Origin of the sequence: Phyllobacterium sophorae, from assembly GCF_003010965.1 — a bacterium.
Lineage (GTDB): Bacteria > Pseudomonadota > Alphaproteobacteria > Rhizobiales > Rhizobiaceae > Phyllobacterium > Phyllobacterium sophorae.
In genome coordinates this window covers 443,391-458,481 of the sequence record NZ_PGGM01000001.1, presented here as the reverse complement: position 1 = coordinate 458,481, position 15,091 = coordinate 443,391, and the positions used below count along the sequence as shown (strand labels likewise).

Below are 15,091 nucleotides of genomic sequence, written 5' to 3'. Positions count from 1 at the left end.
CCGGCGGGTTTTTTCTTTAGGGACTTTTGACGATTTACAGCAGCTATCGAGGGTCGCTCAGATCGTGTCGAACTGGATCAGTATGAATGCAATCTGTGTGACCAGCGCGAGGGCAACGAGCACAAGCTGTGTCCTTGGCCGGCGAACATAGATGCCCAACCCGCAAAGCGCGATCAGGAACAGGTTGCGCGAGGGATACTCCGCCCCCAGAGAGCGGAAATGCTCCATGCCCTTCATTGCCGTGTCGAGGAAATCAATGACGAAGATCGTTATGATGATCCCGAAGAACCAGGCTCTTCGCGACATGAAATAGTCTTCATAACCGGAATAGCCTTCCATACTGTCCGGAAACAGCATTCCGCAGGCGAGAAAGTGCAGACTGGCGAAGAAAATGACGAAGAGATAGACCTCGAATTTCCACAGAACCAGCTCGTGAAGATAGAATTCGAACCACCAGAAATGCACGACCGTGAGAAACGTGAACAACACCCAGCCAAGATGCACCGCATAGATATTCTTACGCTGGGGATGCTGGATTATTCGGGCGATGCCGGTGAGCAGGCGCGAAACGCTCAGGCCCAGAATAATACCGATGATCACCCGGACATGGGTGAAAACTTCGGGGTTTGGAATACCGCCTTCCATTGCGCACTCCTCATCGTTGTTGCCGGGCGGCGGCAATCAGGACGCGGTCATGCTATTTGAGCCATTCTTGTTTGGATAGCAGTTCTGTTTCCCGGATGGCGGAACAATCCACGCGGAGTGTGGCGAGGCCGATGTTTATCCATCGGTGCCTCACAAGCCAGCACACGTTTACGTGTGTAAAATTGTGTCAAAATACGTAGAAATGGCTTAACGGGTAGAATTGACGGCCCGTTGATTCTGGCGGGACCGGATGGGGCGGCCCGGAACTATCGTGCCGATTTTGCTAATCAATAGGACGTACGGTATTTCCGCAGGATAAATCGCGTCCACGACCAATGACTTATAGAGTTTGTCCAGACGAACTAAAATCTTGACGCATGTGAGGGACTCTGCAAATTTTCAACCAAGAGGGGGCGACACATGTCAATCAGGAGATGTATTGCGCCGTCACATTTTTCAGCAATGATGACAGTTTGGTTTGCCCGCATATTCGGGGTCGCACGGCGTTAAATGAAAACTGCAAATCGATCGTAAAGGGAATGCAACGGTGAAAAAGCCGATCAAGACAATGGAGGATTTCTCCGTATTTGTCGGACTGTCCCGCCCGACAGTATCGAAGTATTTCAACGATCCCAATTCGGTGCGCAAGACGACGCGTGAGATCATCGAGGCGGCCGTCAAGCAGTCTGGCTTCCGCCCGAATATCTTCGCCGTCAACCTCAATCGCCGCCGCAGCAATATCCTGGGACTGATCGTTCCGAATTCCACCGACCCGTTCTACATGGCACTGACACGGCGCATTGAGGGCATTGCCGAACAGGCCGGGTATCTGGCTTTTGTGCTCAGTTCCGATGGCAAGCCCGAGCTTGAGGAACGCGCACTCGAGACGTTCAAGTCCATGAACATCGCCGGCGCCATCATCGCGCCGCTTGGCGTACAATCGTTACATGAAAAACTCGCCAAGCTTGGCGAGGCGATCCCGGTCATCTATGTCGATTCACCGCTTGATGCGACATCGCCATTCGTCGGCACCAACAACCGGCAAAGTTTCAAGCTCATTATCGATTACCTGACCCGGTCCGGCGACGAACCCTGCTATTTTGGCATGACACCGGTCAACAGCAACGCGCTCGAGCGCCGCGAAGCCTATAGTGAGGCCATGGAGGACCTCAACCTGGAGCCGCGCTTCCTGGTCCCCGAAGCTCATGCCAACTGGGAATTCGAGAAATTCGCCTTCGACGCAACCGTGCAGATACTGCGGGAAGGCGGCTTCCCCACCAGGACCGTGCTCTGCGCCAATGACCGCCTCGCCTATGGCGTTTTATCGGCCGTTTACCAGGCCGGGCTGAAGGTCGGCAGGGGAGAGGGTTGCGATATCCGGATTGCAGGCCATGATGACCAGCCGCTGTCACGCTACATGTGCCCTCCGCTAACGACTGTCGCACAAAACTACAACGAGATCGGGCGGCTGGCGATCGAGCTGCTGTTCGACAAACTTGGCGAAAACCAGGATTCGAAAACCGAACTGCCGGCGAATTCGCGCATTCTCCTGAACGCCGAAATCAAGCTGCGCATGTCTGCCTGACCGGATGGCGGGCAGCGCGGCAACGCGCCGCGAAATTTGGGCTTTGACAACCCTTTGCGCCAGCAGCAAAAGGCATTAAACAGCATGGGAACATGCGGATGCCGGATGGATGCCACAGGAGAGCTCGATGACAATCACAAAGCCAAAACTCGTCACCGTTTTCGGAGGCTCCGGTTTCATTGGTCGTCATGTGGTTCGTGCGCTGACCAAGCGCGGTTACCGCGTTCGCGTTGCCGTGCGCCGTCCGGATCTCGCCTTCCATCTGCAGCCGCTGGGCGGTGTCGGCCAGATCCAGGCCGTTCAGGCAAACCTTCGCTATCGCGACTCGGTGGATCGCGCTGTCGCCGGTTCCGACCACGTCATCAACCTCGTCGGACTGCTGTTCGAGAGCGGCAAACAGAAATTCGGCACCGTGCATGATTTCGGTGCGCGCGCCGTCGCCGAAGCAGCCCGCGCAGCCGGTGTGCCTTTAACCCACATGTCGGCCCTCGGCGCTGATCCCCATTCCCGTTCGGCCTATGCCAGCACCAAGGGCCGCGCCGAGGCCGCTGTGCGCAGCATCCTGCCCGATGCCGTCATTATCCGGCCGTCGATCGTTTTCGGCCCGGAAGACAATTTCTTCAACAAATTCGCCGGAATGGCACGCGTTTCGCCGTTTCTGCCGCTGATTGGCGGCGGCACGACCAAATTTCAGCCGGTCTATGTCGGCGACGTTGCCGAAGTGTTTGCGCGGTCCGTCGACGGTACGTTGAAGAGCGGCCAGATTTATGAGCTCGGCGGCGGCGAAGTGCTCACTTTCAAGCAATGCCTCGAAGCTATGCTGCGTGTTATCGGCCGCAAGCGCCTGTTCATGCCAATCCCGTTCTGGGTCGCCAGAATCCAGGGCACGATACTCAGCTACCTGCCAAAGCCGCTTCTGACCAAGGATCAGGTCATTCTCCTGCAGCGCGACAATGTGGTTTCCGAAGCGGCCAAATCAGAAAATCGGACACTTGAGGGTCTCGGTATCCATCCGCAGACGATCGAAACGATCCTGCCATCCTATCTCTGGCGCTTCCGCGTTCACGGGCAATATTCCAGCCAGACGCCTGTTTGAGTCTCGACCACGGTGCGTTGAGATTCAGCTTGGGACGCGCCAAAAATAGTGGTTTTCGAGAACGGAGCGCCATGAACTTTTGGGTTCATGAGCACCGGAAGTGCAGAAAAGCGCGATTTGCAGGCCGTCGTGGCGTGATGATCATCACCGCATCAGTATCAGCGCGATCAGCCCCAGCGTCCCCACCACCAGCCGCCACCAGGCGAAGAGGCCGAAGCCGTGGCGCGATACGTAGTCGAGCAGATAGCGCACGACAAAAACACCGGCAATGAAGGCAGCGATGAAGCCGACGGCAATCAGCGACGCGTCGTTGAGGGTCAGGATGTGGCGATTCTTGATCAGGTCATAGCCAAAGGCGCCGGCCATGGTCGGCATCGCCAGGAAGAACGAGAACTCAGCGGCCGAACGCTTGTCCGTACCGAGCAAAAGCGCGCCGACAATCGTCGCGCCCGAGCGCGATGTGCCGGGTATCATGGCAAAACACTGGATCAGGCCGATCTTCAGGCACAACGACAGCGGGTAGTCCATGACGCTGGTATAGCGCGGCTTCAGCTCCAGCCGGTCGACCCAGAGCAGGATCAGCCCGCCAATGATCAGCATCACGCAGATCAGCATGGGCGATTCGAACAGTACGGTCTTGATCACATTGTGGGCGAGTACGCCGATGACCACGGCCGGCAGGAAAGCGACGAGCACTCCGATGACGAAACGGCGTGTCTTCGGGTCATTTGGCAAGTCACGGGCAATCTTGAGGAGACGGCCGAAATACACCGTGAGGATGGCCAGGATCGCACCGAGCTGGATCAGGACCTCGAAGGTTTTGCCGTTGGATTCAAAACCGAGAAAATGCCCGGCGAGCAGCAGATGGCCGGTAGACGAGACCGGTATAAACTCTGTTAACCCTTCCAGCAATCCGAGAAAAAGGGCTTCGACAATCGTCTGTAATTCCATGATTATAGCTCGCGATGGTGATGCCGGACCGGGCAATGACGTGTGGTTCTTGTCTCATGCCGCGGTTGCGCCTATAGGTTTGGCGCAGACTCAAAGGCTATCGAGCAATACGCTGACGCCCTGGAAAATGCCAGTTTGAAAGAATTAGATACACCTGCCATGTTGACGCTCTTCCACCACCCCATGTCCACCGGTTCGCGCTATGCGCGGCTCATCCTCAATGAATACGATATCGAGGTGGAGCTTATCGAGGAGAACAGCTGGGCGCGGCGCAAGGAGTTTCTGGCGCTCAACCCTGCCGGAACACTCCCGGTGCTTCTGGCCGAGGGCGATGTGCCTATCTCGGGTTCGACGGTGATTGCCGAATATATCGACGAGACACGCGGCGCGCTGAAACGCAGCCGCCGGCTCTTCCCGGAAGATTCGCTCAGCCGCGCCGAAGTGCGCCGCCTGATCGACTGGTTTCTCGCCAAATTCGAAAACGAAGTGACGCGGCATATGGCGCGCGAGCGCATCTTCAAGTTGCACATGACCGCCGAACAGGGCGGCGGCGCGCCGGATTCCACCGCCATTCGCGCCGCGCGGGCCAATATCACCCAGCACATGAAATATATCGACTGGCTGACGGCAACGCGCAACTGGCTGGCCGGGCCAACGCCGAGTTATGCCGACATGGCGGCGGCCGCTTCGATTTCGATCCTCGATTATCTCGGCGAGATCAAATGGGCCGAATATAAAGCCGCACGCGACTGGTACACGCGGATGAAGTCGCGCCCCTCGTTCCGCCCGCTGCTCTCGGACCGGGTGCGCGGCCTGCCGCCATCATCGCATTACGGCGATCTGGATTTTTGATTTGGGTGCGTGGTTCGGCAGGCTCGCCACGCATAAGGCTCATGCGGATGACTGGACAATCGAAAACTCAGTCCATCAAGCAGTCACAACAACAACGGCTGAAGCAGTTCATCCTTGAGGAATCGCGGGCTGCGGGTTTCGATCTGGTCGCGATCACCAGGCCGGATGCCATTCCGCTGGCAGAAGCACGGCTGCGCAAATATCTGGCGCTCGGGCGCCACGCCAGCATGCAATGGATGCAGGAGACGGAGCAGCGCCGCGCCAATCCGCAAGCACTGTGGCCACAGGTGCGCTCGATCATCGTGCTCGCCATGAACTACGGACCCGATAGCGATCCCCTGGATATCCTTGCGCAAAAAGACAAGGCGGCAATTTCGGTCTATGCGCAGAACCGCGACTATCACGACATCATCAAGGGCAAGCTGAAGGGCGTTGCCAGCCGCTTCGCCGCCCGCGCCGCGGGCGAAGATCTGAAAGTCTTCGTCGATACGGCGCCGGTCATGGAGAAACCGCTGGCGGAAGCCGCAGGGCTTGGCTGGCAGGGCAAGCACACCAATCTCGTCAGCCGCAGTCATGGCTCGTGGCTGTTTCTGGGCACGATTTTCACCACGGCCGAAATGCCTGCCGACAGCCCGGAGGTGGACCACTGCGGCTCGTGCCGCGCCTGTCTCGACATCTGCCCGACCAGCGCCTTCCCTGCACCCTATCAACTCGATGCGCGGCGCTGCATCTCGTACCTGACCATCGAGCACAAGGAGCCGATCGCCCATGAATTCCGCAAGGCCATGGGCAATCGCATCTATGGCTGCGATGATTGCCTTGCCGTCTGCCCGTGGAACAAGTTTGCCGAAACAGCGCGGGAGGCAAAACTGCAGGCGCGCGACGATCTTCGATCGCCATCCCTCGCATCACTGCTGATCCTTGACGACGCCGCATTCCGCGCGCTCTTTTCGGGTTCCCCGATCAAGCGCATCGGCCGCGACCGCTTCATGCGCAATGTGCTGATCGCCTGCGGCAATTCCGGTGAGCCAGGCCTTGTCGAAGCCGTGGAGCCGCATCTCTCCGATCCTTCGCCGCTGGTACGCGGCGCTGCCGTTTGGGCGCTGAGCGAATTAATGGACCAAGACCGGTTCTCTGTCCTGCAGATGCGCCGTGCCGCACAGGAGAGTGACGCTGATGTCTTGACCGAATGGCGCATTGCTGTGAAGAATCATTCATGAACGTTTTTCTCTTCGGTGCCGGCTATTCGGCACGCGCCTTTGCCAAACTCATCGCCGGTCAAGCAGACTTCATCGGCGGGACGACGCGCGACAGCGCCAAGTTTCCTGCCCTCAAGAAGGATGGAATCACGCCGTTCCTTTTCCATGGGACGCATGCCTCGCAGGAGATCGTCGACGAACTTGCCCGCGTCACCCACCTGGTCATCTCGACCTCGCCCGGACAGTCCGGCGATCCGGTGCTGGCGCAATTCGGCGAGACCATCCGCCACGCCATGCCGAAACTGCAATGGATCGGTTACCTGTCTACCGTCGGCGTCTATGGCAATCATGCAGGCGCCTGGGTGGATGAGACGACTCCATGCCATCCGGTATCGGCTCGCTCGGTAGAGCGCGTCGAGGCAGAACAGGGCTGGCAGAAACTGGCGAATGAGCGTGACGTTCCCCTCGCCATCCTCAGGCTCGCGGGCATCTATGGGCCGGGCCGCAACGCCTTCGTCAATCTCTCCAATGGCACGGCCCGCCGGCTGAACAAGGCCGGGCAAGTCTTCAACCGTATCCATGTCGATGATATTGCGGGCGCGTTGCACTTTCTTTCAACCCGCAACGAAGCCGGTATTTTCAACATTACCGACGATGAGCCCGCGCCGCCGCAGGACGTCGTCGCCTATGCCGCAGAGTTGATGGGGATGGAACCCCCGGAGGAATCCGATTTTGACACGGCGCCGCTCACACCGATGGCGCGCTCCTTCTATGGCGAGAACAAGCGCGTTTCCAACAAACGCATAAAGGCGCTTGGCTTTTCGTTCCGCTACCCGGACTACGGAACGGCTTTTGCAACCATGTGGCGCGATGGGAGCTGGCGCTAAAATGTGGTTGCATGCAAGAAGTTGTCGCTATCCAATAGCAGCAGGCATGTGAGTGAAGCCAAATAGAGAAATACTGATTCAGAACAAAGGGTTAGCAAATTTCAGCATTAACTAATTGATTCCACGATATTTTTCTAAAATAGTATTGATTCCAAATAGGAATGATGTCATATTATGAACGGCAGGCAAGCGCCAGGCAAACCCCGAGTTGCTCCCGCAGCAGCAGCATCCAAAGCGATGTGCATCAGGGGCTGGGGGCCTGTCATTTTTTATTGATCTCTTCGATAAATGCCAATTGTTCATTACTGAGAGGGCATCTGCCAATAGCGGGAATCAGGGTCAGCCCGCAATCGAGTATGCGCTTGTTTCGGCGGATATAACGATTTCGCAATGTAAGCGCGTACCTTGGCTCAATATGCCCAAACTCATTGGGGTCTAGCGCACTAGATGTTGCGCTCGTGAAAATGTCGGCGATCTGTAAACCCGCCCGAATCGAATGATTTTCCACTCGAATGTTATCGGGATCCAAGACATTCCAGTTGATGGAACGCACTGGCCTCAATACTTCCTTGCCATCACGCATGAGACAAAGATACTCGCGCATTGACTGGTAATCCGTGCCGCTGCGTCGCGAGAATACGATTGATAGTTTCGCAGAGTCTCCATCACGTGCAGCCGCCTTTGCACATGCGTCTGTAATACGTTCCAAGAGGAACCGAACCAGATAGTTATACAGATGTTGCTTTCTCTTAAAAATTTCGAATTTTGGACTATCAATAAGCGTCTCTTTGTTTGATGCAACGACACAGATACCCACTGGCTTGGCTGCCAATACGGAACATGCAGCAACACGTTGATCATGGTTCAAGTACCTGAAGTGCAAGTCGCGATTCTGCTTCTTGGGAAAGAGTTCCATAATTTCATTCCGCCAAGAGGGAACAAACCGATCATTCTCTGCCGAAACGATGGCCGATCCGAGTGAAAGCCAGCGGGATTGTCCAGTTTTTCCTTCCTGACGAAGCTTTCCGAAGCCTTCGTCGCCGGATTCATCGATATAGGCGACAAAAGATTGGACCATCAGATGATGCAATCAAAAAACTTATAACAGAGTCAAGCGGATAAATTCTTTGCGATGGTAGAAGTTCACATAAAAAGCATCAGTTCTACCTGCGGATGTAAAGCATTGTACAAGCTCTCAAAAGACCAACCTTTAAAACCGCGTAATCACATTGATCCCCGTCCCTTCGAACCGGTCCATCGCCATCAGAGCCGCAGGTGCGTCGTCCAGCGAGATCTGCTTGCCGACCAGCTGTTGCGGCTTGAGCTTGCCGGTTTCCAGCATGTCCATCAGCGCCTTGTAGCGGAAGGCCTGCATGCCGTGGCTGCCATAGATCTCCAGCTCATGCGCGATAACCTTGTCCATCGGGACAGGCGCGTGGGCGTGATCGCCCAGCATCAGCCCCACCTGCACATGGCGGCCGCGCCGGCGCAAGTTGGCAATCGAATTGAAGCAGGTCGAAGGATGGCCGAGCGCATCGATCGAGACATGCGCGCCGCCTTTGGTGATCTCCCGGACCGCGCCGACAATGTCCCTGGTCTGGCCGCCATTGACTGTCGCCACCGCGCCAAGTTCGCGGGCAAAGGCGAGCTTCTCCTGCGTCAGGTCGATGGCGATGACATTGGCACCCATCGCCGTGGCGATCATGATCGCTGACAGGCCGACACCGCCGCAGCCATGCACCGCCACCCATTCGCCGGGCTTGACCTTCGCCTGATCGACGATGGCCCGGAACGAGGTGACGAAGCGGCAGCCAAGGCTTGCCGCCGTGGCGAAATCCAGCGAATCCGGCAGGGCGACGAGATTGGTGTCGGCGAAATCGACCGCGACATATTCCGCGAAGGAACCCCACGCGGTGAAGCCCGGCTGGAACTGATGTTCGCAAACTTGATGATTGCCGGAATTGCACTCGAAACAATTACCGCAGCCGCCGACGAAGGGCACGGTGACGCGCTGGCCGATCTTCCACTGCGTGACCTGCCTGCCGATGGCGAGGATGGTTCCGGCCAGCTCATGGCCCGGAACATGCGGCAGGATAATATCCGGATCATGCCCCATCCAGCCATGCCAGTCGCTGCGGCAAAGCCCCGTCGCCTCGACCTTGATGACCACGCCGGTCGCGGCGGGCGTCGGATCGGCTACGGCCGCAACGTGCGGCGGCTGGCCGAATTGCTCGAAGATAACTGCTTTCATGGCCGTGGTCCCCTAGAATCAGAACAATGCGATCTCTTCATATATTGCGACTTTCCCGCGAATCTGGCCATCATAAAGCCCGGATCAGCGCTGCAAATTGCCGCGATCACTTGTGGGACAGCGATCATGAAAGCGAAAATCCTTTTGCGTGTCGCGCTCGGCGCACTAATTGCGTTCACGAGCGCCGTTGACGCCATTGCCGAAAATGGGCCGGCCAAGCAATTGTTCGGCGCCCAGACATTGCCGACGGTCAGCGCACCGCAGTCATCCGGGTTTTATTCCAAAGGCTGCCTTGCGGGCGGCGTTGCCCTCCCCGTCGATGGACCCGCATGGCAAGTGATGCGGCTTTCGCGCAACCGCCGTTGGGGCCACCCGCGCATGATCGCGCTTCTGGAAAGACTGGCGCGGGACGCAGCCACCAAGGATGGCTGGCCCGGCTTGCTGGTCGGCGACATTTCGCAGCCGCGCGGTGGTCCGATGCTCACGGGCCACGCCTCGCACCAGGTAGGGCTCGATGCGGATATATGGCTGACTCCCATGCCGAAACGCCGCTTTACCGATGAGGAACGCGAGAATGTTTCTGCCACATCCATGCTCAAGGGCGATACGCTCTATGTCGACCCCGACAAATGGTCGCCGGCACGCACGGCGCTGTTGAAGCGCGCAGCCAGCTACCCCGAGGTGGAACGCATCTTCGTCCATCCCGGCATCAAGAAGAAATTGTGCGACAGCGTCCAGGGCGACCGCAGCTGGATGGCGAAAATTCGTCCCTATTGGGGCCATTTTTACCATTTCCACGTGCGGATCAAATGCCAGCCGGGTTCGCCCAATTGCAAGCCGCAGGAATCTGTTGGAACCGGCGACGGTTGCGGCAAATCCCTGGCCTGGTGGTTTACCGACGAGCCGTGGAAAAAGGCTCCGGAACCCGCCAAGCCGGTGAAGCCCAAGGTCATGATGCTTTCCGATCTGCCGAAGCTCTGTGCGCAGATTCTGAATGCACCGGGACCGAAATCGGTCGATGAGGTGACGTATGGCGCTGGTACGAAGGTCGCACAGCCAGCCGCCGCCAGCGGCGTTCCGGCAGCGGCCTATGCTCCGGAAGACGACGATGTTCCCGAGGATGTTCCGATCCCCGGGCAGAAGCCGTAGCTATACCCCGGTTGCAAGAAATCATGGTGCAATTCTATCCGGTTTGTTTCAAAGGATGCCGGCCAGGCTCTTTTTTGCCTGCGGCCTTTTCATGCCGTCATGAATTGAGTATAGGGATTCAATCGATTTAGGGACGAACCCCGAAACAGAGTTTTTATGACACAGCCATTTCGCCTCGCGTTGATCGCCCATGACCAGAAAAAAGACGACATGGTGGCATTTGCGCGCAATTATGAAAACCTGCTGGCACCCTGCGAGATCGTCGCGACAGGCACGACTGGCGGACTTATCCAGGCGGCATGTCCTTCGCTGAAGATCGCCCGCGTCAAGAGCGGCCCGCTCGGCGGCGACCAGCAGATTGGTGCACTGATTGCCGAAGGCAGGATCGACGGGCTGATTTTCTTTGTCGACCCGCTGTCGCCCATGCCGCATGATGTGGACGTCAAGGCGCTGACGCGGCTCGCAAGCGTCTACGATATTCCGATGGCACTGAATCGCGCGACCGCCGAGGTTCTGGTGCAAAAGCGAGGTTTGCTGCGCGATGACGCAGTCGAAGGTACACTTATTGCACCGCGCGCCCGCTAGGACGCGCAAGGACGCAGTAGCAGGTAAAATGGGGAAGCGACTATGGTGACACAAGCAGATACCGACCACATCATGAAATTTCCGATTCTGGTCGGTGATATCGGCGGCACCAATGCGCGCTTCGCCATTCTGGTCGACGCCTATGCGGAGCCAAAGGAATTTCCCATTATCCAGACGGCGGATTTTCCGACCATCGACGAGGCGATTCAGAACGCCATTCTCGACCATACATCCATTCAGCCGCGTTCGGCCGTACTGGCCATAGCCGGCCCGGTCGAAGGCGACGAGATTGACCTGACCAACTGCGCCTGGGTGGTCAAGCCGCGCCAGATGATGGAAACGCTTGGCCTTTCCGATATTACCGTGCTCAACGATTTCGAGGCGCAGGCGCTCGCCGTCGTATCCCTCGAGCCGAAGCATCTGGAAAAGCTCGGCGGCGCCGCCGGGGATCCGCATGGCAGCCGCGCCGTCCTTGGACCCGGTACTGGGCTTGGGGTCGCCGGAATGGTGCGTGCGCGCAACAGTTGGGTGCCTGTTCCCGGCGAAGGCGGCCATGTCGACATGGGGCCGCGCACTGCCCGTGATCTCGAAATCTTCCCGCATCTCGAACATATCGAGGGCCGCATCTCCGGCGAACAGCTGCTCTGCGGCCGGGGCCTGCAGAATATCTACCGGGCAATCTGCAAGGTGAACGGCACCGAAGCCAGCCTGCAGACGCCTGCAGACATCACCGCAGCCGGACTTTCCGGCGAGTCTCCCGAGGCGAAGGAAACTCTGGCGCTTTTCGTCGTTTATCTCGGCCGGCTGGCCGGCGACTTTGCCCTGACCTTCATGGCGCGCGGCGGCGTTTATCTCGCTGGTGGCATTGTTCAGAAAATCGTCGCTCCGCTGAAGGACCCTTCCTTCCGCCAGGCATTCGAGGACAAGGCGCCGCACGGTGAAATCCTGCGTGAGACGCCGGTCTATATCATCACCCACCCGCTTGCGGCGCTGAGCGGCCTTTCGGCCTTCTCCCGCACCCCGACCCGTTTCGGCGTTTCGACGGAAGGCCGCCGCTGGCGCCGGGACTAGGGCACCAGCGCAACAGTCAGGCACTGCGTGCAGGGTCTGTGGCTGAAACCCATAGGCAAGCAGGATCAATAAGGTTATAGGGACAATTCGAGTGGCAAGGATGACTCCTTGCCCCGTTGCTCTTGTACCAGCGAGTTGCCGCCTGTCATGAATGGTGTACCCAGGAAGAAAAAGATCGATACGACGGAGGCAAGGCGTGTCATCGGCAGGGTCATGGGCGAGAACCTGCGCGAATACCGCTCGTCCTATGCCATCGCCCTTGCCGCCATGCTGGCCGTTGCCTGCACAACCGCGTTCGTTGCCTATATCTTCAAGGATGTGATCAACAAGATCTACTACCAGCGCCGCGAAGATCTGATCGTGCCAATCAGCCTGGGCATCCTTGCGGCTTTCGTCATCCGCGGCGTCGCCACCTATGTGCAATCTGTGATGATGGCGAAGATCGGCAACAATATCGTTGCGCGCTACCAGCATCGCATCTTCGATCACCTGATGAAACTCGGCCTCGATTTCTACACCGATACGCGTTCGGCGCAGCTCGCGGCGCGGATCAACCAGAATGTCGCCGGGGTTCGCGAACTCATGGACATTACCATCACGACCATCGGCAAGGATATTCCGACGCTCGTTGCTCTGATTGTGACGATGGTCCTCCTCGACCCCATCCTGTCGCTTTTTGCCCTGCTCATCGGGCCACCTGTCATTCTGACGGTGCGCTATCTGGCGAGGCGCCTGCGCAGTATCCACCGTGAATCCGTCACGTTGAACTCGCACCTGCTCGGCGCGATGCAGGAAGCGACGCAGGGCATCGCCATCGTCAAGGCCTTCACCATGGAAGATCAGTTGCGCGCCAAGATCAGCGCGCTGATCCACCGCGCCGAGGAACGCGCCAACAAGATCGCCAGGGTTTCGGAGCGCACGACACCGATCACCGAATTGATTGCCGGCGTCGCCATCGCATCGATGATCATCTATACGGGCTATCGTGCCGTCTACAATGTGGAGCCGCCTGGCGCCATGTTCGGCTTCATGACCGCCGTTCTGCTTGCCTACGATCCCGTGCGCCGGCTGGCGCGCGTACAGGTTGGGCTGGAGCGCTCGCTCGTCAATGCCCGCATGTTCTTCGAGATCCTCGATGTCGAGCCGCGCCAGGCCGACAGCATCGGCTCGGTGCCGATCACTGTGCCGACCGGCGAAGTCGAGTTCGACAAGGTTCGCTTCAGCTACGGTAACGGTGTGCCGGTGCTGCACGGCATCAGCTTCGTCGCCAAGGCCGGGAAGACCACCGCCATTGTCGGTGCTTCCGGCGCGGGGAAATCGACGCTGATCGGGCTCGTCCAGCGCTTCTACGACATCGACGCCGGGCGCATCCTTATCGACGGGCAAGACATCGCCTATGTCAGCAAGCGCTCGCTGCGCCAGTCGATCGCCTATGTCTCGCAGCAGCCCTATCTCTTCGAAGGCACCATCGCCGACAATATCCGCTATGGCCGGCCCGACGCCACCGACGAGGAGGTCATCGAGGCGGCAAAGCTTGCCAATGCAGACGAGTTCATCCGCCAGCAGCCGCAGAGCTATGGCACGGAGGTCGGCGAGAACGGCGTCACGCTGTCCGGCGGGCAGCGCCAGCGCCTTTCCATTGCCCGCGCGATCGTTCGCAACGCCGCTATCCTGTTGCTCGACGAGGCGACCTCCGCCCTCGACAATGAATCGGAAAAGCGGGTGCAGCAGGCGCTCGAACGCGTGATGCAGGGACGGACAACCATCGTCATCGCCCACCGCCTGTCGACTATTGTCAACGCCGAACATATCGTCGTCATGGAAGCCGGACGGGTGGTGGAGGAAGGCGTCCACGATACCCTGCTTGCCCGGCCCAACGGCGTCTATGCGCGCTTCTACCAGTTGCAAGGCAGGGAAGAGTCGCCCATCATCGATGACACCGAATTACAGTCAACAGCAGTGACAGGACCAGCCGTATGAGTGCCGAACAGCCAGCAACGCCGATGAAACTTGCCGTCGTCGGTGCCGCGGGCCGCATGGGCCAGACGTTGATCCGTGTCATCCGCGACACGCCGGGCGCAGTGCTGGCCGGGGCCATTGAACGGCCTGGCTCGCCGCATATCGGCCGTGACGCAGGCGAACTCGCCGGTGTCGGCCGCCTCGACGTTTCCATTACCAGTGACGCGCTTTCGGTCTTCACAGGCGTTGAAGGCGTCCTCGACTTCACGGCTCCGGCCGCGACGGTGGAGTTTTCCGAACTCGCCGCGCAGGCGCGTATCGTCCATGTCATCGGAACCACGGGCTGCTCGGCGGAGGATGACGCAAAGATCCACGCCGCGGCGCGCCATGCGGTGGTTATCAAATCCGGCAATATGAGCCTGGGCGTCAATCTGCTTGGCGTTCTGGTCAAGCAGGCAGCCAGGGCGCTCGGCGATTTCGATATCGAGATTCTGGAAATGCACCACAAGCACAAGGTCGATGCGCCCTCGGGCACTGCGCTGCTGCTCGGCGAGGCCGCGGCCGCCGGCCGCGACATCGGACTTGGACAGCACAGCGTCCGCGTGCGCGATGGCCATACGGGGCCGCGCGAGGATGGCACGATCGGCTTTGCCACCCTGCGCGGCGGTTCGGTCGTCGGCGACCATTCGGTCATTCTCGCGGGCCAGGGCGAGCGCATCACCCTCTCCCACCATGCGGAAGACCGTACGATCTTCGCCCGCGGCGCAGTCAGGGCCGCGCTCTGGGGCAAGGGCCGCAAACCCGGCCTCTATTCCATGCTCGACGTGCTCGGCCTCAATCAATAAGCTTGATCCAAACAGG

General features: G+C 58.7%; 14 protein-coding genes. 10 read left to right on the top strand and 4 right to left on the bottom strand.

What is annotated here, in order from left to right:
* Positions 1 to 57: 57 nt before the first annotated feature.
* Positions 58 to 645 (bottom strand): hypothetical protein, encoded by a 588-nt coding sequence (locus CU103_RS02255; protein ID WP_106662270.1) that lies wholly within the window; start codon positions 643 to 645, stop codon positions 58 to 60.
* Between the two features lie 568 nt (positions 646 to 1,213).
* On the opposite strand from CU103_RS02255, the gene CU103_RS02250 reads away from it, so the two are divergent.
* Positions 1,214 to 2,230, top strand: coding sequence for a LacI family DNA-binding transcriptional regulator (locus CU103_RS02250; protein WP_106662622.1), 1,017 nt, complete (start codon positions 1,214 to 1,216; stop codon positions 2,228 to 2,230).
* A 127-nt stretch (positions 2,231 to 2,357) separates the two neighbouring features.
* Positions 2,358 to 3,326 (top strand): complex I NDUFA9 subunit family protein, encoded by a 969-nt coding sequence (locus CU103_RS02245; protein ID WP_106662269.1) that lies wholly within the window; start codon positions 2,358 to 2,360, stop codon positions 3,324 to 3,326.
* Positions 3,327 to 3,470: 144 nt separating this feature from the next.
* Here the strand turns inward: CU103_RS02245 and CU103_RS02240 are convergent, their stop codons facing one another.
* Positions 3,471 to 4,277 carry an undecaprenyl-diphosphate phosphatase gene (locus CU103_RS02240; protein ID WP_106662268.1) on the bottom strand — a complete coding sequence of 269 codons (807 nt, stop codon included), beginning with the start codon at positions 4,275 to 4,277 and terminating at the stop codon, positions 3,471 to 3,473.
* A gap of 159 nt (positions 4,278 to 4,436) precedes the next feature.
* On the opposite strand from CU103_RS02240, the gene CU103_RS02235 reads away from it, so the two are divergent.
* Genes CU103_RS02235 through CU103_RS02225 form a run of 3 tightly spaced genes read left to right on the top strand, consistent with a single transcriptional unit; the run spans position 4,437 to position 7,215 of the window.
* The gene (locus CU103_RS02235; protein ID WP_106662267.1) at positions 4,437 to 5,129 is read left to right on the top strand and encodes a glutathione S-transferase family protein; all 693 of its coding nucleotides are present in this window, start codon (positions 4,437 to 4,439) and stop codon (positions 5,127 to 5,129) included.
* Between the two features lie 41 nt (positions 5,130 to 5,170).
* Positions 5,171 to 6,349, top strand: a complete 1,179-nt coding sequence (gene queG / locus CU103_RS02230; protein ID WP_106662266.1) for a tRNA epoxyqueuosine(34) reductase QueG — start codon at positions 5,171 to 5,173, stop codon at positions 6,347 to 6,349.
* Positions 6,346 to 7,215, top strand: coding sequence for an SDR family oxidoreductase (locus tag CU103_RS02225; protein WP_106662265.1), 870 nt, complete (start codon positions 6,346 to 6,348; stop codon positions 7,213 to 7,215). The genes queG and CU103_RS02225 overlap by 4 nt, the downstream gene beginning before the upstream one ends.
* A 262-nt stretch (positions 7,216 to 7,477) precedes the next feature.
* On the opposite strand, the gene CU103_RS02220 is transcribed toward CU103_RS02225, so the two are convergent.
* Positions 7,478 to 8,293, bottom strand: coding sequence for a DUF3800 domain-containing protein (locus tag CU103_RS02220; RefSeq protein WP_106662264.1), 816 nt, complete (start codon positions 8,291 to 8,293; stop codon positions 7,478 to 7,480).
* A 132-nt stretch (positions 8,294 to 8,425) separates the two neighbouring features.
* Complete coding sequence (locus CU103_RS02215) at positions 8,426 to 9,466, bottom strand: zinc-dependent alcohol dehydrogenase family protein (protein ID WP_106662263.1); 1,041 nt, start codon at positions 9,464 to 9,466, stop codon at positions 8,426 to 8,428.
* A gap of 126 nt (positions 9,467 to 9,592) precedes the next feature.
* Here CU103_RS02215 and mepA point away from each other — a divergent pair, with 126 nt between their 5' ends.
* The 5 genes from mepA to dapB all read left to right on the top strand — a co-directional run bounded on the left by mepA (position 9,593) and on the right by dapB (position 15,075).
* On the top strand, positions 9,593 to 10,615 hold the full coding sequence (gene mepA / locus CU103_RS02210) for a penicillin-insensitive murein endopeptidase (protein WP_106662262.1): 1,023 nt from the start codon (positions 9,593 to 9,595) through the stop codon (positions 10,613 to 10,615).
* 156 nt (positions 10,616 to 10,771) lie between these two features.
* A complete protein-coding gene (locus tag CU103_RS02205) occupies positions 10,772 to 11,200 on the top strand; it encodes a methylglyoxal synthase (protein WP_106662261.1) in 429 nt (142 codons plus the stop codon).
* 42 nt (positions 11,201 to 11,242) lie between these two features.
* The gene (locus CU103_RS02200) at positions 11,243 to 12,271 is read left to right on the top strand and encodes a glucokinase (RefSeq protein WP_106662260.1); all 1,029 of its coding nucleotides are present in this window, start codon (positions 11,243 to 11,245) and stop codon (positions 12,269 to 12,271) included.
* 147 nt (positions 12,272 to 12,418) lie between these two features.
* Positions 12,419 to 14,251 (top strand): ABC transporter ATP-binding protein, encoded by a 1,833-nt coding sequence (locus CU103_RS02195; protein WP_106662621.1) that lies wholly within the window; start codon positions 12,419 to 12,421, stop codon positions 14,249 to 14,251.
* Positions 14,248 to 15,075 (top strand): 4-hydroxy-tetrahydrodipicolinate reductase, encoded by an 828-nt coding sequence (gene dapB, locus CU103_RS02190; RefSeq protein WP_106662259.1) that lies wholly within the window; start codon positions 14,248 to 14,250, stop codon positions 15,073 to 15,075. Before CU103_RS02195 ends, dapB begins: the two co-directional genes overlap by 4 nt.
* Positions 15,076 to 15,091 lie beyond the last annotated feature (16 nt).